This window comes from Psychrobacter sp. NC44 (assembly GCF_904846655.1).
In the GTDB taxonomy this organism is placed as follows: Bacteria; Pseudomonadota; Gammaproteobacteria; order Pseudomonadales; family Moraxellaceae; genus Psychrobacter.
On record NZ_CAJHBN010000001.1, the window covers coordinates 299,303 to 322,623 of the forward strand.

General features: G+C 42.8%; 19 protein-coding genes. 11 read left to right on the forward strand and 8 right to left on the reverse strand.

The features are described from left to right. Positions 1-117: 117 nt before the first annotated feature. Positions 118-312, forward strand: a complete 195-nt coding sequence (locus JMX95_RS01170) for an NF038104 family lipoprotein (RefSeq protein ID WP_045446204.1) — start codon at positions 118-120, stop codon at positions 310-312. Between the two features lie 124 nt (positions 313-436). Here JMX95_RS01170 and purB read toward each other — a convergent pair whose 3' ends face one another. The 3 genes from purB to mnmA form a co-directional block, all read right to left on the reverse strand. Continuing rightward, entirely contained in the window at positions 437-1,828 is a 1,392-nt protein-coding gene (gene purB / locus JMX95_RS01175; protein ID WP_055124157.1) for an adenylosuccinate lyase, read from the reverse strand. Between the two features lie 149 nt (positions 1,829-1,977). Next, positions 1,978-3,834 carry a hypothetical protein gene (locus JMX95_RS01180; RefSeq protein ID WP_055124156.1) on the reverse strand — a complete coding sequence of 619 codons (1,857 nt, stop codon included), beginning with the start codon at positions 3,832-3,834 and terminating at the stop codon, positions 1,978-1,980. Positions 3,835-3,887: 53 nt separating this feature from the next. Continuing rightward, on the reverse strand, positions 3,888-5,114 hold the full coding sequence (mnmA, locus tag JMX95_RS01185) for a tRNA 2-thiouridine(34) synthase MnmA (protein WP_201559810.1): 1,227 nt from the start codon (positions 5,112-5,114) through the stop codon (positions 3,888-3,890). Between the two features lie 260 nt (positions 5,115-5,374). On the opposite strand from mnmA, the gene ispF reads away from it, so the two are divergent. The 6 genes from ispF to JMX95_RS01215 all read left to right on the forward strand — a co-directional run bounded on the left by ispF (position 5,375) and on the right by JMX95_RS01215 (position 11,660). After that, complete coding sequence (ispF, locus tag JMX95_RS01190; RefSeq protein ID WP_045446213.1) at positions 5,375-5,878, forward strand: 2-C-methyl-D-erythritol 2,4-cyclodiphosphate synthase; 504 nt, start codon at positions 5,375-5,377, stop codon at positions 5,876-5,878. Positions 5,879-6,079: 201 nt separating this feature from the next. Continuing rightward, positions 6,080-6,430: a Grx4 family monothiol glutaredoxin gene (gene grxD / locus JMX95_RS01195; protein ID WP_045446215.1), complete on the forward strand. Its 351-nt coding sequence runs from the start codon at positions 6,080-6,082 to the stop codon at positions 6,428-6,430. Between the two features lie 217 nt (positions 6,431-6,647). Beyond that, the gene (locus JMX95_RS01200) at positions 6,648-7,178 is read left to right on the forward strand and encodes a hypothetical protein (protein WP_055124154.1); all 531 of its coding nucleotides are present in this window, start codon (positions 6,648-6,650) and stop codon (positions 7,176-7,178) included. A 264-nt stretch (positions 7,179-7,442) separates the two neighbouring features. After that, entirely contained in the window at positions 7,443-9,338 is a 1,896-nt protein-coding gene (mnmG, locus tag JMX95_RS01205; protein ID WP_055124153.1) for a tRNA uridine-5-carboxymethylaminomethyl(34) synthesis enzyme MnmG, read from the forward strand. Between the two features lie 270 nt (positions 9,339-9,608). Beyond that, on the forward strand, positions 9,609-10,568 hold the full coding sequence (locus JMX95_RS01210; protein WP_201559811.1) for an AEC family transporter: 960 nt from the start codon (positions 9,609-9,611) through the stop codon (positions 10,566-10,568). 60 nt (positions 10,569-10,628) lie between these two features. Further along, complete coding sequence (locus JMX95_RS01215) at positions 10,629-11,660, forward strand: ornithine cyclodeaminase family protein (protein WP_201559812.1); 1,032 nt, start codon at positions 10,629-10,631, stop codon at positions 11,658-11,660. A 148-nt stretch (positions 11,661-11,808) separates the two neighbouring features. On the opposite strand, the gene JMX95_RS01220 is transcribed toward JMX95_RS01215, so the two are convergent. The 5 genes from JMX95_RS01220 to katG form a co-directional block, all read right to left on the reverse strand. Then, the gene (locus JMX95_RS01220) at positions 11,809-11,979 is read right to left on the reverse strand and encodes a hypothetical protein (protein WP_157908376.1); all 171 of its coding nucleotides are present in this window, start codon (positions 11,977-11,979) and stop codon (positions 11,809-11,811) included. Between the two features lie 48 nt (positions 11,980-12,027). Then, on the reverse strand, positions 12,028-13,029 hold the full coding sequence (locus JMX95_RS01225; protein WP_055124150.1) for an LLM class flavin-dependent oxidoreductase: 1,002 nt from the start codon (positions 13,027-13,029) through the stop codon (positions 12,028-12,030). 346 nt (positions 13,030-13,375) lie between these two features. Continuing rightward, positions 13,376-14,305, reverse strand: a complete 930-nt coding sequence (locus JMX95_RS01230; RefSeq protein WP_045446223.1) for a LysR substrate-binding domain-containing protein — start codon at positions 14,303-14,305, stop codon at positions 13,376-13,378. Between the two features lie 182 nt (positions 14,306-14,487). Further along, positions 14,488-15,072 carry an HAD family hydrolase gene (locus JMX95_RS01235; protein ID WP_060490936.1) on the reverse strand — a complete coding sequence of 195 codons (585 nt, stop codon included), beginning with the start codon at positions 15,070-15,072 and terminating at the stop codon, positions 14,488-14,490. Positions 15,073-15,212: 140 nt separating this feature from the next. After that, complete coding sequence (gene katG / locus JMX95_RS01240; RefSeq protein ID WP_201559836.1) at positions 15,213-17,390, reverse strand: catalase/peroxidase HPI; 2,178 nt, start codon at positions 17,388-17,390, stop codon at positions 15,213-15,215. 739 nt (positions 17,391-18,129) lie between these two features. On the opposite strand from katG, the gene JMX95_RS01245 reads away from it, so the two are divergent. The 4 genes from JMX95_RS01245 to JMX95_RS01260 all read left to right on the forward strand — a co-directional run bounded on the left by JMX95_RS01245 (position 18,130) and on the right by JMX95_RS01260 (position 23,263). Continuing rightward, positions 18,130-20,031: an AmpG family muropeptide MFS transporter gene (locus JMX95_RS01245; protein ID WP_201559813.1), complete on the forward strand. Its 1,902-nt coding sequence runs from the start codon at positions 18,130-18,132 to the stop codon at positions 20,029-20,031. A gap of 51 nt (positions 20,032-20,082) precedes the next feature. Further along, positions 20,083-20,994, forward strand: coding sequence for a peptide chain release factor N(5)-glutamine methyltransferase (prmC, locus tag JMX95_RS01250; protein ID WP_201559814.1), 912 nt, complete (start codon positions 20,083-20,085; stop codon positions 20,992-20,994). Between the two features lie 35 nt (positions 20,995-21,029). Continuing rightward, positions 21,030-21,824 carry a HesA/MoeB/ThiF family protein gene (locus JMX95_RS01255; RefSeq protein ID WP_201559815.1) on the forward strand — a complete coding sequence of 265 codons (795 nt, stop codon included), beginning with the start codon at positions 21,030-21,032 and terminating at the stop codon, positions 21,822-21,824. A gap of 86 nt (positions 21,825-21,910) precedes the next feature. Next, a complete protein-coding gene (locus tag JMX95_RS01260) occupies positions 21,911-23,263 on the forward strand; it encodes an ABC1 kinase family protein (protein ID WP_055124146.1) in 1,353 nt (450 codons plus the stop codon). The last annotated feature ends 58 nt before the right edge of the window (positions 23,264-23,321 follow it).

Below are 23,321 nucleotides of genomic sequence, written 5' to 3' on the forward strand. Positions count from 1 at the left end.
AAGCAGAATATAAAACTAGAACAGTGCTTTATAGCTGACGTGTATTGGTTTATGATTAGCGTCTAGCTGATGGTCAAAATATAGCCATCAATGCCTCTCATTATCCGTAGGAAATTTATGAAAAAATTACAGTTTATCGTCATCATCGCGAGTATGTTTATGCTGCAAGCTTGTGTGCATAAAATCGTCACTGTACCTGTAAAAGTCGCCTACAAAACCACTAAAGGCGTCGTCAAAGGTACTGTTGCTGTTACTAAAGCCATCATACCGGGCGATAGTAGTGACAAAAAAGACAAAGACGATAAAGAATAAAACCTCACCCATTAACTATGTATTTAAAAAATCATAGTGTTTAGAGTAAGGTTTTTTTAAAAAGATATAAATGAATGCTCGTTTATATCTTTTTTACATTTTATAAAGATAAGATTGTTACCAGTTAAATCTTAGCAATCCACTCTTTAATCGTGCTTGCTTGCTCCGCCGCATTACCGATATAAGTGGCTGGCGTCATCTCACGTAGGCGCGCTTTATCCGCATCACTAACGGCAGATAGCTCATCGCTTTCAACGAATGTCAGCATGGCTTCGCGAGTCATGGCATTGCCACGAGTCAGAGCTTTAAGCTTCTCATATGGGTTCTCAACACGATAGCGACGCATGACGGTTTGAATCGGCTCTGCCAATACTTCTTGTGCATTATCCAAATCGTCATTTAAGCGCTGGGCATTCAATTCAAGTTTGCTGACACCTTTTAAACAAGCATCATAAGCAATCATGCTTTGTGCCAGACCAACACCGATATTACGAAGTACGGTAGAGTCTGATAAATCACGCTGCATACGCGAAATTGGCAGTTTTTCACCCAAATGAGCCAGCATGGCGTTCGCAACGCCCAAGTTGCCTTCAGAGTTTTCAAAATCAATCGGGTTGACTTTATGCGGCATGGTAGAAGAACCAACTTCACCATCTTTTAGGCGCTGTTTAAAATAGCCTAAGCTAATATATTGCCAAATATCACGGTTAAAATCGATTAAGATAGTATTAAAACGTTTGACAGCATCAAATAGCTCAGCGATATAATCATGCGGCTCAATTTGCGTGGTATAAGGGTTAAAAGTCAGCTCAAGACTTTCATCAATGAAGCGTTCTGCATGTGCTTGCCAATCGACGTCAGGGTATGAGGCGTAATGAGCGTTATAGTTACCAACCGCGCCATTAATTTTGCCCAATAGTTCAACTTGACCGACTTGTTTGATTTGACGGGCTAGGCGATAAGCGACGTTTGCCATTTCTTTGCCTAGCGTCGTTGGGCTCGCGGTTTGACCATGGGTGCGTGATAACATGGGTTGATCAGCATGAGCAATCGCCAAATCAACGATGCTATCAGTCAATTGCTGCATTTTCGCAACCACAATCTCGCGGCTGTCTTTTAGCATTAACGCATATGATAAGTTGTTGATATCTTCACTGGTACACGCAAAATGAATAAATTCTAATGAATCTTCAAGCGCTGCCTGACCACGGAACTTGTCTTTGATGAAGTACTCAACGGCTTTTACATCATGATTGGTCGTCGCTTCGATGTCTTTGATAGCTTGGGCATCGGCTTCACTAAAGTCATCAACGATGCTGTTTAAAAAGGCATTGGTATCGGTATCAAATGCTGCCAATTCACCAATCGCATTGTTATCAGCCAATGACTGTAACCAGCGAATCTCGACAGTGACGCGGGCTTTAATGAGACCAAATTCAGATAAATAAGGACGCAAGCTGTCAGCTTTGGAGGCGTAGCGACCATCGATTGGGGAGAGTGCGGTAAGTAAGTTCATAATAATGCCTTTAAATTAAAAAAGTAAAAGTGATGAAAACTGTGAAATCACACAAATGAACACATCATATAAGACTGTGGTCAAAAAAATACGGGTAGTGTAGCAAATGTAGCCGTTGATAAAACCAAAATATGCATATAACGCTATTATTAAGGGGTATCGGGTGTATTAGAGTGTGTGGTGCCATACTTAGTATTAAAGTAAAAACTACGTTTTGTCCTTGGATCTAAAATTGAGGTTACCGTTTTAACAGTACCGTTATTGCCGATAGCGACACTGTCTGCGGCATATTCGCTTGCTTGATGAATTGGATTCGCAAGTTTTGACGTCACTATCGCGCCATTCACATTTTTTTCTTGCAAGACATCTTGTAGAACAAAGTGATTAATACTAAGGTTGGCTCGATTGGTCGCAGTAATTTTGTAGGCAATACATTGTCCTGGAGTTACTTCAGATAGGGCGGCTTTACTATAGGCAAGCTTGTTTTCTAGATTTGGTAACAATGAGGCGATTTTGCAATCGTTAAGTGCTTGTTCTTTTTCAAGGACTAAAGCTGTGCTTTTATCAATCACTCTGCCAAAGTTATTATTTTCATAGTTAGACTTGTTAGTAGTCAAGGAAATAACAGTCTTTTCATTAGTAGTACGAATGGGATAAGTGCTACCACTATTTTCTTCAATCAGGCAGACAGTACTTTTGCCAGTTAGAGAAGCGATAGGTATTTTAATCTCATATTTACCGACAATATTAGTAGGAATATTGATAGTTTCAAGAGGAGCATTGGTTGTACAGTCAACCAGCTTGACTGTGCTACCTGCAATACCACTTTCAGCAGAGTCAAAAGTACCATTGAAGAAGTTGGTATTGTTATATATACCGCTGTCTATCGTAGCGTTATCTTTTTTGACATTGATGTCGCTATCATTTATACCGCCATTATCATTGAATACAGTGCCTGAAAAGACGTAATTCAACGGTTCACTTTCTACCCCAAAGCTGATCCATTCGTTATAGGTTTCACCGATTACGTTACGCGCAATGCCGATATTACCATTCATAATCCCTTCATAAGTCAAAGTCACGGCGTTCGCGTTTCTTACCGCGACAACATAATTGCTTTGACTGTTTTCAATGCCATAACTGACATAAGTACCACCATTGGAAATAGCGGTATTAGATGAGAGTGCAGAATACGTGCTGCCATTATTGATACTTTTAATAATATTTTCAAAAGTTGGCGTCGGTGGTAAAACTCCGTTATTTGAATTGAGGCTTACTTGTTTATTCGTATTCAAGGTAGGGGTATATGGGTTTTGGCTACCGGTAATACCAGCTAGATTAGTAATATTATAATAATATAAACCACTACCATTCACATTTGAGCTATCGGTACGCAGCTGCGGGTTGAACACAGCATTTTGTGAATTCAGCTGGGTACTATTGACTTTGCTGCCCATAAAATAATCACCCATTGCATTATAGTAATAGGGGACATCTGGGTTGTTTTTGATAGTGGCTTGCGCAGGTATACTAATTTGACTATTTTGAGTAAAATTTAACGTTTGACGTGCAATTTCTGAGTTACCACCCATTGAATAGCTGGCTTGACCAATCTTTATGGTATGTATAGAGGCGTTATCATTAGGCGTAATAGTAAAAGTGTACTTAAACTTATCTCTATCAATACTAGTATTAGAATCATTCCTGATCTCAATACCATTGGTACGCGTACCACTAGATGGTGTTATCTCAGCATTACTGTTATAACCAATATTTTCATTGCGCACTAAAGTAAAACGACCAGTAGCACCAGAACCTGCTGCGATATAGGTGCCAGAAGCAGTACCAGTCGAAGCATTAGAGCTGGTAACCGTAATACTACCCAGCTCTGATGGTGCTGACTGTGCACTAAATGACGCAGCAATAAAAGTAAGCGTAAGACCTCTCTTTACCCATATCGAACAAGAAAATGAGATATTCAGCAAGGCGAAAAGGCGAGCGGTCATTCAGTATCCTAAAAAAAGACAAATCATTGTATTAATTAATGTTAACTGAGATGTCAAATTCCGCAAGGCGCATGAATAGAGGCAATGACGCCACCGCCCAAACAAACCTCATCGATATAAAACACCGCTGACTGACCTGGCGTCACTGCCCGTTGCGGCGTATCAAATATCACTCGTACTTCTAAACCTTTATCATCAACAGCAAACACTCGGCACGCTTGGTCTGGCTGACGGTAGCGCGATTTTGCCATACAACGTAAGCCGTCTTCGCTAAATATATCTGTAGGCGGTAAACCATCGACCCAATCGAGCTTATAAGCTTGCAGCTCATTACTCAGCATCATGGGATGCTCATGACCTTGTCCAACGATCAAACGGTTGTTGTCCAAGTCTTTTGCCAATACAAACCAAGGCTCTTCTGGGCGATCTTTGACACCGCCGATACCAATACCACCACGCTGACCTAACGTATAATACATTAAACCATCGTGTTGACCGATAATGTGACCATCATCCGTGACGATATCGCCTTTTTGTGCCGGCAAGTACTGTTGTAAAAAGTCTTTAAAGCGGCGCTCACCAATAAAGCAAATACCCGTTGAATCTTTTTTATTGGCAGTAATAAGATCATGTTCTTCAGCGATTTGACGAACCACTGGTTTTTCAAGCTCACCGACTGGGAACAGTGTCTTAGCGATTTTATCGCCGCCAACCGCATGTAAAAAGTAACTTTGGTCTTTATTGTTATCAAGCCCGCGTAATAGCTGCGCAACCTCAGTGCCATTAGCATTCGTATAGTTCATACTACGGCGCGTGTAGTGACCGGTGGCGATATAATCTGCGCCCAACGTCAAAGCATAGTCTAAAAATGCTTTGAACTTGATTTCTTTGTTGCACAAAATATCTGGATTGGGCGTACGACCCGCTTTGTATTCTGCTAAAAAATGCTCAAAGACGCGATCCCAATATTCCATGGCAAAATTAGCCGTATGTAGCTTCATACCGATTTTGTCACATACCGCTTGTGCGTCCGCTAGGTCGTCCATTGCCGTACAGTATTCGGTGCCGTCATCTTCTTCCCAGTTCTTCATAAACAGACCTTCGACTTTAAAGCCTGCTTGTTGAAGTAAAACGGCTGATACAGAAGAATCAACGCCACCTGACATACCGACAATCACGTGTTTGGCGCTAGGATTTTCGATATCGGCAAGTGTTAATGGACGATGAGGCGTAAAAGACTTAGAAATGGCTATGCTTGAGGTATCTTGTATGGCTGACATAAAGCGGCTCAACTATTTGTACGTTCTCCAAAATAGATATTGACGCCAAAAATTATGCCATTGCTACAATAGGTAGTCTCAGCAGAACGACGTCAGCTTATCTTTTGGATCTGGTATTATGATAAAATAAACGTCATATTATACCAGTTAATTGAAACTGGTGGCGACCGATGGTGTCTAGGCATTGGTAAAATCGCTTTAGAAATTTAGATAGTGGTTTTGAATTATTTTAATCACGTTTCACTCATCTTGGAATAATAATGATAAAAATTGGTCAAGGTATCGACGTTCACGCTTTTCACAATAATGGTCAGCAGCAGCAATATGTGGTGCTAGCAGGTGTGCCTATTGAACACACGCACAGTTTGCTGGCACACTCTGATGGAGATGTGGTGCTGCATGCGCTTGCCGATGCACTGCTTGGCGCATTGGCGCTTGGAGATATCGGTCAGCATTTTCCTGATACAGATGCCGCCCATGCAGGTTTGGACTCGCGGGTGCTGCTACGTTATGTCTACAGTAAAGTGCAAGAGGCTGGTTATAGTCTAGGCAACGCTGATATCACTGTGATGTGTGAGCGTCCAAAGCTGGCACCGCACAGTCAAGCCATGCGTGATAATATTGCCAGTGATTTGCAGACGGCGGTTAATAATATCAGCGTTAAAGCCACCACCACTGAAAAGTTAGGCTTTACCGGTCGGCAAGAGGGCATTATGGCCAATGCCGTGGTATTATTAGTCCCTAATGTTGTCGAATCTAGATAGCTTAGATCGGGTGTCATCGCTGCTTGAGCACTCCGAGTCATATTGACTTGGTGAGTTGAGCGTAGATTTTATATATAGACTCTATAGAGTTATACTTGTAATACCGTGGCGCTTGCCCCATGTATCAGCCATCTCTTTTCTCAATCATTTTGTAATATCAATCACTGTTTTCAATGAACCGCTTTATCAATAGGAGCTTTTATGAGTGAGCAAACCCCAAATACTGCTGCAAACGACGTTGAACAATTGATCCGTGATCAAATCCGTGACAATAAAGTTATTATTTATATGAAAGGAACGCCGCAATTTCCGCAGTGTGGCTTTTCTGCTAAATCGATTGAAGTGCTTACTCAAATCGGTCGTCCATTTGCGTTTGTAAATATTTTAGAAAACCCAGAAATCCGTGCGACGTTACCTAAAGTGGCTAATTGGCCGACTTTTCCACAGTTGTGGATTGACGGCGAATTGATGGGCGGATCAGACATTATTTTGCAAATGTATCAATCAGGCGAGCTTAAGCCATTGGTTGAAGCAAACAGCCCTGCTGCTTAATACTTGATAGTATGCTTTGGATGTCTTTGATATTCAAATAAACTTGATAAGATAAAGCACAGTAAACCCAAATGGTCAGTTAATGGCTATTTGGGTTTTTTAGTGTCTTTACGCTTTAGTGTTTTTAGGCTTCGTTGTTTTTATCGAATTTACCCCCATATAGTGTGCAAGATATCAGCGATATAAATAATAATTATCATACGAGTGAGAGAGCTTTATGAATAGTCAAGCAACGGAACAGCCGGACGTGCAAAAAGAAGCTGCTGAGCAAGCGGTAATCGAAAAACGCCGTGAGCATTTAAAAAATGAATCCACGCGCATCATTGAAATTGCTGGCAATGAGCCACATTCAGCGCTGAAATGTATTCATCAGCTTAGCGTGGCAGGCGGCGCAACAGAAGCCACTTATATTGCGATTGAGCAGCGTATCGTTGCGGATCAAGATTCTGCGGGCGCTTATCATTTGGCATTATTGGCACAGAATACGCCAGATTTACCCATTGATGCGCGTCAACTTATCGAGATGGTCGTTAATAAAGGCGATAATCAGCAGCGTTTGGCATTGCTAAAAAACTTGCTACTACCGCCAGTGGACATGATTAAAGAGCAAATTTTGGCGAGTAATGATGGCGATGCTATTGGCTTGATGAATGCTTATTTGCAGATCAATCCAGAAGGTTATGGCAGTCAGCATATGCTAAGCAGTGGTCAATCAGATCAAATCGTACCGCTGAGCCCTGGTAACTAGGCGCTAATTATTAAGTTACTAGTTACTAAGTTTAAAAATGATGCTTAACACTTAATGTAAATAGTTTCTACTGCGGCGTTTTTTAAGCATCAAAAAATTGTTATAATGATGGGTTAGCAATCCAATATCTAGCGGCTTTTCCAAGTCGTTAACTTTTTAAATCCGACTGACGTTTATTTGCTGATGACCATGCTATTTAGCCATAAAATTCTGGTAATGATAGTTTTTGGCTAAAAGCGGCGTTATGAGTCAAGTGAGGCGTATATGCAATACCCAAAAAATTACGACGTGGTAGTGATCGGTGGCGGTCATGCTGGCACAGAAGCTGCTTTGGCAGCCGCACGTATGGGCGCGCAGACCTTGCTGTTGACACATAATATTGAGACGCTCGGGCAGATGAGTTGTAATCCAGCAATTGGTGGTATTGGCAAATCCCATCTGGTACGTGAGATTGATGCACTTGGCGGTGCAATGGCACTGGCAACGGATAAGTCAGGCATTCAGTTTCGTGTGCTTAACAGTCGTAAAGGTGCGGCAGTTCGAGCTACGCGTGCGCAAGCAGATCGTATTTTATATAAAGCCGCTATTCGCCATACGCTTGAGAATCAGCCAAATCTTGATATATTTCAACAAGCGGCTGATGATATCTTAGTTGAAAATGGTCGTGCGACGGCAGTGGTTACTGCAACGGGTATTATCTTTAATACGCAAACGGTGGTACTGACCTCAGGTACGTTTTTAGGCGGAGTTATTCATATTGGTCTCGAAAGCTCAAAAGGTGGTCGCGCAGGCGATCAACCTTCTATCAAGTTGGCAGATCGTTTGCGTGAGCTTAAGCTGCCAGTCGGTCGCCTAAAGACAGGTACGCCCGCGCGGATTGATGCGCGTAGCGTTGACTTTAGTGTGATGACCGTACAGCCGGGCGACACGCCGCTACCAGTGATGAGTTATATGGGTGACGTGTCGATGCACCCTGAGCAGGTCAATTGCTACATCACGCATACTAATGCGCGCACGCATGACATCATCCGTGAAAACTTAGACCGTTCTCCAATGTTCTCAGGCAAAATTGAAGGTGTGGGTCCACGTTATTGTCCGTCAATTGAAGACAAGATTCATCGTTTTGCGGATAAAGACAGCCATCAGATATTTATTGAGCCAGAAGGTTTGACGACACATGAGCTATATCCAAATGGTATCTCAACGAGTCTGCCGTTTGATGTGCAGTTAGAGTTTATTCATAGTATGAAAGGCTTAGAAAACGCACACATTACCCGTCCAGGCTATGCCATTGAGTATGATTATTTTGATCCGCAAAACCTAAAGCCAACGCTTGAAACCAAATCTATCGATCGTCTTTACTTCGCTGGACAGATTAATGGTACAACTGGTTATGAAGAGGCTGGCGTACAGGGTTTGCTAGCAGGTACTAATGCCGCATTGGTAACCACTAATAACAGCGATTTTGACGTGTGGACACCGCGCCGTGATGAAGCCTATCTTGGCGTGCTCGTTGATGATTTGATTACCCATGGTACGACTGAGCCATATCGTATGTTTACGAGCCGCGCAGAATATCGTCTATTATTACGTGAAGACAATGCAGATCAACGCCTAACTGAGACGGGTCGCAAGCTTGGTCTAGTAGATGATGTGCGCTGGCAGGCTTATCAAGAAAAAATGGAAGCGATCACAACGGAGACCTCACGTCTCAAAGATATGTGGGCAACCCCTGCTAACGCGCTAGGCAAAAAAGTCACAGAGCAAACGGGCGAGGTGCTGTCAAAAGAATCGACTGCTTTTGATTTGCTCAAGCGTCCGCAGATTCATTTTGCTGATATCGCTGTCATCACTGATTCGCAAGTCGATGCCCAAGTAGGCGAGCAGATAGAAATCTCTGTGAAGTACGCAGGCTATATTGACCGTCAGCAAGAAGACATTGATCAGATGAAGCGCCTAGAAAATACAGCGCTGCCACTGGACTTTGATTATAGCGTAGTATCAGGCTTATCAAATGAGATTGTACAGAAATTGACGCAAATACGTCCTGCGACGCTCGCCCAAGCGGGGCGTGTAAGCGGTGTGACGCCTGCGGCCGTTCAATTGCTAGCCATGACAGTGAAGAAACAGAAAAAAGCGAAGGCCGCGCTAGATTCGTAATAGTAGTATAACTAGTATAACTAGTATAACTAGTATAACTAGTATAACTAGTATAACTAGTATAACTAGTATAACAAAAGCCCATAACGATATATCGCTATGGGCTTTTGTTTGTTAAAAATACAGCCGCTGTTAAAAGAAAATAGAGCAGGCGCTTGTCTTACTTGCTATTTTGTCTCTATACTAGGTTAGAAAACTTAATGATTACTTGTCAATTTATCTCGCTGATGTCCATATCATGATGGGCTTGTCAACGAACTGAGCCTATTTATGATTGATGCTATTGTCTTTGCTATTACCATTGTCTTGCCCAACCTTGCCTTAATGTGGTTGGGTTTTTTTATGCAGAGACGCGGTGAGGCGAGCCAGACTTTTATTGATCAAGCATCGAGCTTTGTCTTTAATTACTGTTTACCCTGTTTGCTTTTTTTTAGCGTCGTTGATAGTGATGTCGATTACAGCAAACAAATCACGCTGATAGTGGCTGGTATTCTGGTGACATTCATCTTGTTTATAGGTGCAGAGATTTACGCCAAATATTTTGTGAGCAAACCGGCTGATCAAGGGGTGTTTGTACAAGGGATATTTCGGAGTAATATGGCTATTATTGGACTGGCAACGGTTGCTAATGCCTACGGAGAACGTGGCTTAAGTATCGGCGCTGTCTATATGGGTGTGGTGACGATACTGTTTAATATCTTAGCGGTTATCACTCTCAGCCGTGTGTCCAAAAGTGTGGATGATACTTGGCTCAGTCGCAGTACCATGATTATTAAAAAACTATTTACTAACCCACTGATTATCGCATTGGTAGCAGCATTTGCTTATAAGGCATCACCACTGCCGCCTATTACAGGTGTGATTCATACGACTGGTGATTTACTGGCGGCAGTGGCATTGCCCTTAGCATTGATTTGCGCCGGTGCCAGTATTGATTTGAAGTCGATGTTGCACCCTTCAGGGCTATCCATGCAGGCGAGTATCGGACGTATTATTGTTGCGCCATTGATTGCCATCGCTATTGGACTCGGATTTGGTCTATCAGGTGTGCATATGGGTGTGTTGTTTTTGATGGCAGCTTCACCAACAGCCGCCGCCAGCTATGTAATGGCAAAAGCCATGGGTGGCAATGATGTGTTAGCTGCTAATATTTTGGCTTTTACCACCGTCGTAGGTATGTTTGGAATGGCGATTGGTGCGGCAATATTACGCGGGTCAGGATTAATGTAGTAGCCGTTTGGCGTGATAAAACATGTTCTAATAATAAATCTATAAATAGGAGTACTCAAATTGCAATTACTAAACAAAGCAATCGTGACCGAACATCTCAATATGCAATCTGCCATTGGGGCGATAGAAGCATTGTTGCATCAACAGGCAGCGCATCCCAATTGGATCAAAGCGCCTGAACGTTTGGTCATTGAAACTTTTAGTGAAGATGACGCCCATAGCTTAGGTTCGCATTTATCCATGCCAGCCACGATGTATGATGGTAAGAACGAGTATACAGCCGTAAAATTGGTCACCATTTGTCCTGATAATCCGAGCCGAAATTTACCAACCACAACGGCGATTATTACCGTGTCAAACAATGATACTGGTGAGATATTGGCAATTATGGATGGGGTTTATATTACCCAAGTGCGTACGGCAGCATTGTCAGGTATTGCGACCAAATATATGGCAAGCGCTGACTGTCAAAGTGTGGCGGTGGTCGGTTGTGGTGGCATGGCTTATGAGCAATTACATGCGGTAATGACAGTACGTCCTGAGATTAAAACAGTATATTTATGGAATAGAAGCAGGGAAGGCGCTGAGACTTTCAAAGTGAAATTTACTCGTGAGTATCCGCAATGGGACGTTACTATAACGGTTTGTGAAAATATCAATGATGCTGTCCGTGATGCAGATGTTATCAACGTCGCAACCCGCGCAACAGAAGGTTTGTTTGATCTCAACCATATTAAATCTGATGCACACATCAACGCAGTCGGTGCCTATCAGCCTTCAATGAAAGAGATAAGCAATGATGTCATTGCAAACAGTCGCATGGTCGTTGTCGATGATTTGGTTGGCAGTCGTCATGAAGCGGGCGATTTAATCCAAGCTCACGATAGTGTCGATTGTGCATGGACATGGGACGACCTCAGTGGTGACTTACAGGCGCTAGTCACAGGGGCGCTACAAGAAAAAACCGCTAAGTCTAATCATGGTGTTACGTTATTTAAATCGGTTGGTGCAGCCAGTTTTGATGCAGCAGTCGCTCTATATGTCGCACAACAAGCCGCACAAAAAAATCTTGGCTCGTCAGTTGAATGGTAATGCCATCTAAGTGAAAGTACGTAAAGATTGCTGTGTTTTTATTATGTAGCAAGCCAAAAAAAGCCCTCTTTCTAAATAAGAAAAGAGGGCTTTTTACATTGCTTTAAACGTTAAATTAATACGCCCTAGCATATTTTCAGAGCGGTTATTAATTTGGATTGTCTTTATTACGTTTGTCTTCGCGCCGCTGCTTACGTTTTGGGCTGGTGCGGTAGGTCAAATAACCACCGACAGCCATCACCGCAAGAAAAGCCACAATGTACATAAATATTGATGAGCCAATAAGTAGTGAGGCACCGATAATAGGAGTTGCATCCATGTCAAACATCCAGCTAAGGTTTATCAATAATTATGCAAGTGTCTGATTTCATTGTAAAGTAAATAAATTTAACTCAGGTGTAAGTTCCAGTGAACGCATGCGCGCTGCCTGATCGTAAACGTTAGCCGTCACAATCAGCTCGTCTGGCTCATACTGGGCAAGGAATGCCGCCAGTCTCGGTTTGACAGTTTCCACAGAACCGATGAATGACACTGACAATGCGCTATCCACCATCATTTTTTCAGCAGGGCTCCAGATACTGTCCATATCGTGAGTAGGTTTCGGCATTTGACCTGTTTCACCACGGCGCAAGCGTACGAAACTTTGCTGCGCAGAGGTAAAATGATACTGTGCAGTAGCATCGTCATCGGCGAGTAATAAATTGGCTGCCAGCATGACATAAGGCTTATCTAAATAGGCTGATGGTTTGAACTGTTCACGATAAGCTGTAATCGCTTGCCCAAGCATTTGCGGTGCAAAGTGTGAGGCAAACACATAAGGAAGTCCCAAATGCGCCGCTAACGTAGCCCCAAAAAGAGAAGAGCCTAATATCCAGATAGGAACGTTTGACTTTGCCCCAGGAAATGCCTGTACTGGGCTATTATCTGTACCGTTCCCTAAAAAGTACATCAATTCTTGGACGTCTTGCGGAAAGCGATCAGCATCTTGCATCTGACGGCGTAGTGCCTGAAAGGTTGCGCCATCAGTACCCGGCGCACGACCCAACCCTAAATCTACGCGATCACCATATAATGCCTGCAAAGTGCCGAATTGCTCAGCGATGACGAGCGGTGCATGGTTCGGAAGCATCACACCACCCGCACCAATACGTATATGCTTGGTTTGGCTACCGATATGCGCTAGTAGTACTGACGTCGCTGCACTAGCGATGCCCGGCATATTATGGTGCTCTGCCATCCAATAACGGTTTAAGCCGACTTTTTCTGCTTGCTGTGCTGTCTCAACTGTTTGGGCAATGCCTTCAGCGATGGTTTTACCTTCAGGCACGGGGGCTAGATCTAAAAAGGATAAGGGAATAGCGTTACTCATAAATCACCTGTTTTTATGATGCCGCCTTTCAACGACATGGTTATATTGGTATTTGATTCTAGTTATAAAAGAGACTAGCGACAGCAATGATAAACCAGCACCTCAAGAATCTAGGGCTAATTCAATATTGCTGTAACTAGTCGCTCAATAGTTCATATAATGGGGCGGTTCTATTGAATATAAAGGTCAGAAGTTAAGACGATAACAAATCTTAATAATGGTGTAGAGTTATAATAATCACATGCGTGGCAGTCGATTTTGAGTAGAAATGAGAATAGAAAATGACATCATTATCTGTTGATAACGATGCCATTGACGTTTAGTGAAAATATGAATTAATGGTTCTTTACTGGCTAAATTGTTTTTGACACAGTTCCATAAATGCTCGACCATACTGACGAATTTCTGCATCATCACGTACCGCCATCCAACTGGTAAAGCGCCCAAAGTGATCTACAGGTATCGCCGTTAAATTTTGATAGTGACTCGGTTCAAACGCCATCTCTGCGATAATACCGATACCCAAGCCCAGACCTACGTAAGTACTGATTACATCAGCATCGAGTGCTGCTAGTACGATATCTGGTTCCAATCCTGCTTCTTCAAAAGTTTTGTCAATCGCACCGCGCCCCGTAAAGCCACCGTGATAGGTCACAATCGGATAGCTGGCGAGGGTCGGCAAATCCACAGACTCGTGATTGGCCAGTTCGTGATCGCTTGGCACAATGACGCGATGCGTCCAGTCATAATAGCGATAGCAGCGTAAATAATTGTTATGAAGTAAAGACTCGGTTGCAATGCCAATATCTGCCTGCCCGCGAATGACCATCTGCGCGATGGTCTCTGGATCCGCTTGTTGTAGTATTAGGTTGACTTTGGGGAAACGCTCTTTAAACTCTTTGACGACTTGCGGCAATACATATCGCGCTTGCGTGTGAGTGGTGGCAATCGTCAGCGTGCCAATATTCGGATTATTAAAATCGAGACTTAGGTTTTCAATCGTACGGATTTCGGCGAAGATAGATTCGATATGCGGCATTAGTGCTGTGCCCATGGTCGTAAGACCCGTTAGGCGTTTGCCTTGACGGACGAATACTTCCGTTTTGAGCTGATTTTCAAGTGCCGCAATATGTTTTGATAGGCTAGATTGGCTGGTGTGCAGTACGGTCGCCGCCTGACTTAAGTTATAGCCATTAATCACCGTATGCCATACTGTCTCCAACTGCTTGAGCTGAATCTGTAAATGCCGCTGATTGACCACTACGTCGATTGCCATAACTAAATCCTATTGTATAAATATACAAACCCTGTCTGTATACAAAAGTGAAAATGTACAAATATGCAGTAAGCAGGTAGTGTAAAACAAAGTGTTTATTCTTGTATATACTTAATAGTTATCTATTTATACGTATTTGGAATATGTGATTAAAAGTATACATTGAAATTGTTTTTGAGTACTCAGAAGTACTGATAGAATCTTTCATCTGCTAGACTCAGCAACTCTTCATCTTCTAATGTGTCTCCATAAGCATATATAGTGTCAAAATTACTTAGATTATATTTTTGTTCAACCAACTGCTTTTTCGTTATTCCGCTACAGTCATCATTGAGATAGTTACCCGTCAATATACCATCAACGACATCTACCTTAGTACATATCAAGTCTAGTCCATATTTTATACACCATGGATTGAGATATAAATCCAAAGATGCAGAGACGATAACGACGATGTCTCCTCTTTGTTGATGCCATTTTATTTTTTCGAAAGCATTAGCTCTTATATAATTAGGTATCATCAGCTCAGAAAATGCTTCACCTTTTATTCTAAGCTGTCCCTCATTTGTCCCTTTAAAAGCGAAGTTATAAACTTTTTTTCGAATCTCGCTACCGTGTAATCTACCTAGCTTATATTTAACGATAGTTGGTAATAAAATGATTTTACCTACATTAATTTTTCTTTTATTTGCTGCGAATAATATAAATTTGGTAAAGGTGTCTGTGTTCGTTATGGTACCGTCAAAGTCAAATAAGGCTATATTCATAATTTAATTCTCTAATAAATAGGGCGTATTCATTATAATATTTACTTTGAATTAGATGTGATACAAACATAAAAAAACAGCCATCTTTCGATGACTGTCTTAGCTTACAACTTCAATAATGATACGATTTGCGGCTGCCTCTAGCGAAAACGATCCGCATTCATCACTTTATTCCAAGCAGTTACAAAGTCATGAACGAATTTTTCTAGGTTATCGTCTTGTGCGTAAAGCTCAGCGTAAGCGCGTAGTATGGAGTTTGAGCCAAACACTAGGTCTACGCGGCTGGCTTGCCATTTTACATTGCCAGTAGCACGCTCACGCACTTCATAGAGGGCAGGGGCGCCATTATTGTCTGTCTTAACGGGATGCCAAGAATAGCTCATGTCTGTCAAGTTCACAAAGAAGTCATTGCTAAGTGTTCCAGCACGCTCAGTAAAGACCCCTTGTTGGCTCTGAGCGTAGTTGGTATCCAAGACACGCATACCACCGATTAAAACGACCATTTCAGGTGCAGTCAAGCCCATCAGCTGAGTACGATCTAATAGCATCTCTTCAGGTGATATGGCATAGCTGCCTTTGATCCAGTTACGGTAGCCATCATGTCGTGGCTCTAAATCAGAGAAGCTCTCTGTTTCAGTCATCTCATCGCTCGCATCGCCACGACCCGCATCGAATGGCACTTCAATTTGAACACCTGCATTAGCTGCTGCTTTTTCAATGGCGGTGTTACCAGCGAGTACCACTAAATCCGCGATGCTGACGTCTTTATCAAAGTTCGTCTGGATGGCAGTGAGCGCCTCAAGTACGCGAGCCAATTGCTCAGGCTCATTACCTAACCAGTCTTTTTGCGGGGCTAAACGAATGCGTGCACCATTGGCGCCGCCGCGATAGTCTGAGGCGCGGAATGTACGAGCGCTATCCCAAGCGGTAATAATAAATTCGCGATGGTCGATACCACTGCCTAGTATCTGTGCTTTTAAGATCGCAATATCATCAGCGCTCAGATCAATATTGCCTTGTGGAATTGGATCCTGCCAAGTGAAGTCCTCGCTTGGCACATCCGCTCCTAAATAGCGAGATTTTGGCCCCAAATCACGATGGGTAAGCTTAAACCAAGCTTTTGCAAATACCTCATCGAAATATTCTGGATTTTGATGAAAGTTCTCTGAAATTTTACGGTAAGCAGGGTCTTTAATCATTGCCATATCAGCGTCGGTCATGATAGGGTTGCGGCGTACACTTGGATCATGTGCATCTAAAGGACGATCCTCTTCCTTGATATCGATAGGTTCCCATTGCCAAGCACCAGCAGGACTCTTAGTCAGTGCCCACTCATGATTTAGCAATAACTCAAAATATTCATAATCCCATTGGGTTGGATGCGTGGTCCATGCGCCCTCGATACCGCTTGAGACGGTGTCGCCAGCATTGCCTGTACCTTTAGGGTTGCGCCAACCTAGACCTTGCTCTTTGATATCAGCAGCTTCTGGCTCATCTTCTAATAAGGTAGCGTCACCATTACCATGACATTTACCAACCGTGTGACCACCAGCAGTCAAGGCGACCGTTTCTTCATCATTCATTGACATACGAGCAAAAGTGGTACGAATATCTTGTGCCGTTTTAATAGGATCGGGGTTGCCGTCGACGCCTTCAGGGTTGACATAAATCAAGCCCATCTGTACCGCTGCTAAAGGGTTCTCTAGTGATTCACGCTGATTATCATCTTCATAACGATTTTTGGTAGCCGCAAGCCATTCACGCTCAGAACCCCAGTAGATATCCTTTTCTGGATGCCAAATATCGGTACGTCCACCAGCGAAACCTAACGTTTTAAAGCCCATAGATTCATAAGCCATATTACCCGCTAGTATCATCAAATCTGCCCAAGAAAGTTTGTTACCATACTTTTTCTTGATTGGCCATAATAGACGACGTGCTTTGTCCAAATTGACATTGTCCGGCCAACTGTTTAATGGCGCAAAGCGTTGATTACCAGTGTTAGAACCACCGCGGCCGTCGGAGCGTCGATAAGTACCGGCAGAATGCCAAGCCATACGAATCATCAAACCACCATAATGACCCCAATCTGCAGGCCACCATGCTTGTGACTCAGTCATTAGATTTTTTAAATCTTGCTTGACGGCTTCTAAATCTAATTGCTTAAAGGCTTTTGCATAATCAAAGTCAGGATCCATTGGATTGGTTTTGTGATCCTGCTGATGCAAGATATCTAAGTTTAAGCTATTCGGCCACCAATCGGTTGCTGCCGAGGCGTTCGTAGTATGTGCTTGGTGCATGACAGGACAGCCACCCATGCTTGGACGTTGTGGCTCGTGCGAAGTATCTACATTTTCACTATGAATGGTTGGTCCATGACCATCTCCTTTATCATAAGTGGTGTTACTTGCAGCATCTGATGTTGAGTTTGAGTTAGTCATCATGTGGCTCCTAGGCAGTAATCAGATAAATAGCAATCGAGGGTGTTATTTACTATTGTTTGCAAAAATTATTTGTCATCTCTAGCATATAGAATAATTATTGATTTAGGGAACTAATTTATACAAACGCATTGTTTTGTAAAATAAATGATATATCTAATAAAATTATATTTTTTAAATATATAAAAGTAAGGATTTAGTAATAAGTTCTGGTTGTTGAAGCATTAATTATTAATGACTTATCAGGATGATGATGGGCTAATCACAAAAGAAAGGGGTTTGTATAAAATGGTTATGATGCAAAATGCGAGATTTTCCTTATTTTTATACCCATGCTCAATATGAAAGTAAACCCTAGTCTATAAGCTAGGTTTTATTAACCAGTAGAAAGAAAGGTTAATGCAAAAATATCGTTAGAATGTCTAGTCAAGGTCAGCGTTCTCAAGTACCATAATTCAATTTTGTTGTAATGGCTGTATTTGTGCAACGTTAAGCAATTTTTATCGATCCCGTTTATCAGTGCTATTTATCAGTGTCAGTTACCGATAGATGATACTAATGATTGATAAAAATTGTGCGCGGTTGTGTTCTTTTTCTTAAGTGCTAGTGAGCGATTATGTCTGCTGTCAAATCTGTGCCACCCAATCAATCAGCTGTCAAAAAATCATGGGGAGAGGCTGCAAAGGCTTATTTAGACCCTCGTGTCATTATCATGTTGTTTTTGGGCTTTTCAGCGGGTATTCCTATACTGCTTATTTTTTCAAGTTTATCACTTTGGCTGAGAGAGGCAGGCATTGATCGTAGTGTTGTGACCATGTTTAGCTGGGCGGCACTGGGTTATTCGTTTAAATTTATTTGGGCGCCATTAATAGATGCGCTTCCTGTGCCATTTTTGACCAAATGGTTGGGTCGTCGTCGCAGTTGGATGGTGGTATCACAGCTGCTTATCATATTGGCTATCTTTTTGATGGCAAATGTTAATCCAGTTAGTGAAGACGTTTTAGTCTACATGGCAGGCGCTGCGGTTTTGCTTGGCTTTTCTTCTGCCACCCAAGATATCGTGATTGATGCTTACCGCATCGAGCTTGCGCCGCCATCGATGCAGTCCATTCTATCCTCTATTTATGTGTCGGGTTATCGTATCGGCATGATCGTCGCGGGGGCAGGCGCGTTATATTTGGCAGATTTTTTTGGCTCGAATGAGACTTTTTATAGTTATGAGGCATGGCGAAATACTTACTACATTATGGCAGGTGTCATGACTTTAGGAGTATTAACCACGTTTGCCAGCTATGAGCCAACGGCTGAAATGTTGCAAAGTAAAAAGCAAAAGGGCAATTTAAAAGTATTTCTTATTTATTCTGCTTTATTACTTATCCCAGGTCTGATTTTTGGCATTATTTATCTGATCAATATTTTGATTAATACAGTGTTCGATAGCACATTGGCGATGATACCGTTAATGGTCATGCCAGCGATTAAGTTTTACTTTTTGGCACTGGTCGCTTGCGCACCGTTATTGCTGTTGTATTTCATCATCAATCAACCAAAAATTATCAATAAAGCCCCATTGGTTGCTGAAACTCGCGAAGACTACGTGAGATTGGTGGCGCTATTTGTATTTTCTGTGATCGCTTTTATCGCCGCTTATATATTGATGGGGCCAGTACTGCCAGAGTTTGAAGGAGCATTCTCCAGCTTCTTTGTTGAAACATTGCATCTGCTGATAAGCTTGGGTGTAGCGATAGTAGCAGGTTATGCATTAGTGCAAGTAGGGTTGGTGAAAAAAGAAGTAGCCATGGCTACTTGGGTTGAGCCGATTTTAGACTTTTTTAGACGCTATGGCAAAAAGGCGTTATTACTATTGGCGCTCATTGGACTATATCGAATTTCAGACATTGTGGCAGGCGTGATTTCCAACGTTTTTTATCAAGACATGGGGTTTAGTAAAACAGATATTGCCAATGCAGTGAAACTCGTCGGCGTGATTATGGCGATTGCAGGTGGGTTCTTAGGTGGGCTATTGGCACAGCGTTTCCGTATGATGCATGCCATGATGATTGGCGCTATTCTTGCGTGTGCGACCAATTTATTGTTTGTACTACTAACTTACAACCCAGGCAGTTTGCCGTTTATGTATGTTGCGGTCATATTTGATAACTTAGCCGCAGGGCTGGCGAGTGCCGTGTTTATTGCTTTCTTATCTGCTCTAACGTCTATTCGTTTTACGGCAGTGCAGTATGCGATTTTCTCTTCATTAATGACGCTCATTCCCAAGGTGATGGGCGGTTATTCAGGTGCTATCGTCGATAATATGGGCTATCCATTTTTCTTTATCTTTACTTTCGCTATTGGGATTCCGATTTTGGTATTGATTTACTTTGTTGATAAACATATCGTCATTGGTGATAACGATGATATTTATGGCGATGACAATAATGATGGAAGCAGTGATAAGTTGGCCAAGGCGAATCCAAACCTGACCGACACCAAAGAGCCACCACGCGCGTCAGAGTAGGCTAAGCAGTATTTTATTCTCATTGATTCATCATATTTTTAAGAGTTACTTATGACAGCATCGACTATTCGTCAAATAAAGCAGCACATTCAGCAATTGACGAATGAGACTGCAAATAGCAAGCTACCGTCATTTTGGCTGACCGATTGGCTGTTGTATGTCGTTGATAAGCCTGCGATAGCGCTAATCACAGATGAAGGTTGCCAGCTAACAGACAGTGAGTTTGAGCAATTCAATGCAGGTGTAACGAAGATGCAGCAAGGAATGCCACTTGCGTATTTGACTGGTCAGCAAGAGTTCTGGTCGCTGACGTTTACTGTCAATAAGTACACTTTAATTCCGCGACCTGATACTGAGATACTGATTGAGCAAGTATTAACTTGGATAAAATATCAGCCAAACAGTGTCAGCAGCCCAAAACGGTTACTGGATTTAGGGACAGGTTCAGGCTGTATTGCGATTAGTCTCGCTCACGAGTTAAATACGCAGCGTTCAGACAGTAAGGCCGAAAGCTGGCAAGTCGTTGCGGTGGATATGTCGCCAGAAGCGCTCAAGGTTGCTCAGCACAATGCAGCTATCAATGATGTTGCTGATATTGAGTTTATACAAAGCAGTTGGTATGACGAGCTGCCCAGTCATGGTGAGCTATTATTTGATGTGATTGTTTCTAACCCTCCTTATATCGATGAGGAAGATGAGCATTTGGCACGCCTTGTAGCCGAACCTATTAGTGCCTTAAGTGCCCCCAATCATGGGCTTGCCGATATAGAGCATATCGTAGGACAGGCACCGAAATACTTGCGTGTCGGTGGGCTGCTGGCTATCGAACATGGTTTTGACCAAGGTGATGCCGTTCGCAAGTTGTTTGTAGACAGTGACTTTGAATCTGTGCGTACAGTACAAGATTATGGTGGTAATGATCGTGTTACGCTGGGTCAAATTAAGTCATCAGATTTTTGTTAGTAGACTTCTTTAATAATAGGTTATTGGTAATAAATATGGCGCACACATCAGATGAAGGGCAGTTGTTGGATGAGGAGCTGCTGCGTTATGCGAGGCAGATATTATTAGATGGTTGGGATATTGACGCTCAACTACGCTTAAAATCAGCTCGTGTGGTTATGATAGGGGCAGGCGGGCTTGGTTGTCCTGCTTCTGAGACGCTGGTGCGTGCAGGACTTGGGCAAATTCATCTTATAGATGATGACGTCATTGAAGCCAGCAACTTGCAGCGCCAAACGCTGTTTTTACCTGAGGATATCGGTAAAACTAAAGCGCTAACAGCGGCGCAAATGCTAGAGCGTATTAACCCTTTAATTACCGCTCGCGGTACAGTTGCAAGATTAAGCGAAGACAATGCTTATGAATTGCTCGATATGGCGACAGGCAAGCCTCATTTACTTTTAGATTGCACCGATAATTTTGCTACGCGTGATGTCATCAATTGTATTAGCGTGCGCTATAAAATCCCGCTATTATCTGCCTCAGCCATTGCGATGCAAGGTCAGTTGGCGCTGTTTGAGCCGCAACTAAACACTGGTTGTTATCACTGCGTGTTTGGTTCGGTAGTACTTGATGCAGCGGCTGATGAGCGTACGTGTGCCAACTCAGGTGTGCTAGCGAGTACCACTGCTATCATGGGTAATTTGCAAGCGAATGCTGCTCTGCAGTATTTGGGATTAACCAAAAATCCACTGACAAATAAGCTATTAATATGGGATGGTAGCCAGATGCAGCAACGGCTGATGGGCTATAGAAAAGATGCGCAGTGTCCTGTCTGTGGTAGTCATTAGTTATTGTTCATTAGTGACTGTGTAACTTGTCATTATTTATGATCGCCTATTCTCAAAAACCTTTCTTATGACCATAGTTGTTTTTTATGAAAATTCATCGTCCGCATTTATTAAAGCATACCTTCAATGTCATGAACCGTGTTCGCCAAACAGCCAGCGTGGCAGGTTTATCTGCGCTGAGAGTGGCAAAAGGTGAAAAGCCTGATGCCACATTATTAAAAGAAACGTTTGAGCAATTGGGCACGACTTATATCAAGATTGGTCAGTTTATCGCCAGTACGCCGTCACTGTTTCCACGTGAATATGTAAAAGCTTTTCAGAGCTGTCTGGATCAAACCACGCCATTGTCCTATGCTTATATCGAGCAGGTATTGAAAGAAGAGTTGGCGGTTGATGGCATGACGCTTGATGATAAGTTCGCCCATATCGACTCAAATCCACTAGCATCAGCCTCTATTGCTCAAGTTCATGCGGCACGGTTGCATAATGGCGATGAAGTCGTATTAAAGGTACAAAAGCCTGACGTCGAGACCATTATGCAAACCGATTTGGGCGTATTGCATGGGGTGACTAAGTTACTTGAGATCTTGATGCCGTCGATGAAGTTTGCCAGTATTGCGCCGATTATCGATGAGATTCGCCTGCGAATGCTTGCCGAGACGGACTTTATCGCTGAGGCACAAAACATCCGCGATTTTCAGCAGTTCTTAGCCGTATCGGGCAATACACGCGTGGTAGCACCCAAAGTATATGAAGAGCTGACGACCAAGCGTGTACTAACCATGAGCCGCTTGTACGGCGTCTCTATGGTCGATGAGTCGCTCATGCGTCAGTATTGTGCTGATCCTGCGCAAGTCATGGCGGATACCTTGAATACGTGGTTTGCCAGTCTCATGCTGTGCAACAGTTTCCATGCTGACCTGCATGCGGGCAATTTGATGCTATTAACCGATGGTCGTATTGGCTTCTTGGATTTTGGTATTGTCGGTAAGCTAAAAGCTGAGAGTTGGCGTGCGTGCATGGGTATGATGCAAGCTATGCAGGACAGTGACTATCAAGCGATGGCGCGCCATATGATTGATATGGAAATGACCCATGGTGGCAATAAAGTCGATGTAGTGGCATTGGGTAATGATTTGCAGCGTATGATGAAGACTATTATGGCGGAGGACAAATCCTTTACCAGTGGTGTGCCTTTTAATAGTAAAGAGCAAGCCGATGAGCTAAATAAAATGATGCTTGAGATTGTAGAAGTCGGTAAGCGTCATGGTATTCATTTCCCACGTGACTTTGCTTTATTGACCAAGCAGATGCTGTATTTTGATCGCTTTATGCGTACGCTGGCACCTGATATGGATATGTTTAGTGATCAACGCGTACAAATGCTAGGACACACAGAAACAGATGTGACCATGCCGCCAATAGTAAACGTATCGTAGTTTTCGCTTGTATGTTTGATTATTAATCTGCCGCTGCTCTTGAATGCTCTAACACAAA

Bases quoted from the DNA above. Each gene is read 5' to 3' on its own strand.
- JMX95_RS01170 (WP_045446204.1), top strand. From the start codon at position 118: ATGAAAAAATTACAGTTTATCGTCATCATCGCGAGTATGTTTATGCTG.
- purB (WP_055124157.1), bottom strand. From the start codon at position 1,828: ATGAACTTACTTACCGCACTCTCCCCAATCGATGGTCGCTACGCCTCC.
- JMX95_RS01180 (WP_055124156.1), bottom strand. From the start codon at position 3,834: ATGACCGCTCGCCTTTTCGCCTTGCTGAATATCTCATTTTCTTGTTCG.
- mnmA (WP_201559810.1), bottom strand. From the start codon at position 5,114: ATGTCAGCCATACAAGATACCTCAAGCATAGCCATTTCTAAGTCTTTT.
- ispF (WP_045446213.1), top strand. From the start codon at position 5,375: ATGATAAAAATTGGTCAAGGTATCGACGTTCACGCTTTTCACAATAAT.
- grxD (WP_045446215.1), top strand. From the start codon at position 6,080: ATGAGTGAGCAAACCCCAAATACTGCTGCAAACGACGTTGAACAATTG.
- JMX95_RS01200 (WP_055124154.1), top strand. From the start codon at position 6,648: ATGAATAGTCAAGCAACGGAACAGCCGGACGTGCAAAAAGAAGCTGCT.
- mnmG (WP_055124153.1), top strand. From the start codon at position 7,443: ATGCAATACCCAAAAAATTACGACGTGGTAGTGATCGGTGGCGGTCAT.
- JMX95_RS01210 (WP_201559811.1), top strand. From the start codon at position 9,609: ATGATTGATGCTATTGTCTTTGCTATTACCATTGTCTTGCCCAACCTT.
- JMX95_RS01220 (WP_157908376.1), bottom strand. From the start codon at position 11,979: ATGGATGCAACTCCTATTATCGGTGCCTCACTACTTATTGGCTCATCA.
- JMX95_RS01225 (WP_055124150.1), bottom strand. From the start codon at position 13,029: ATGAGTAACGCTATTCCCTTATCCTTTTTAGATCTAGCCCCCGTGCCT.
- JMX95_RS01230 (WP_045446223.1), bottom strand. From the start codon at position 14,305: ATGGCAATCGACGTAGTGGTCAATCAGCGGCATTTACAGATTCAGCTC.
- JMX95_RS01235 (WP_060490936.1), bottom strand. From the start codon at position 15,072: ATGAATATAGCCTTATTTGACTTTGACGGTACCATAACGAACACAGAC.
- katG (WP_201559836.1), bottom strand. From the start codon at position 17,390: ATGGGTGGCTGTCCTGTCATGCACCAAGCACATACTACGAACGCCTCG.
- JMX95_RS01245 (WP_201559813.1), top strand. From the start codon at position 18,130: ATGTCTGCTGTCAAATCTGTGCCACCCAATCAATCAGCTGTCAAAAAA.
- prmC (WP_201559814.1), top strand. From the start codon at position 20,083: ATGACAGCATCGACTATTCGTCAAATAAAGCAGCACATTCAGCAATTG.
- JMX95_RS01255 (WP_201559815.1), top strand. From the start codon at position 21,030: ATGGCGCACACATCAGATGAAGGGCAGTTGTTGGATGAGGAGCTGCTG.
- JMX95_RS01260 (WP_055124146.1), top strand. From the start codon at position 21,911: ATGAAAATTCATCGTCCGCATTTATTAAAGCATACCTTCAATGTCATG.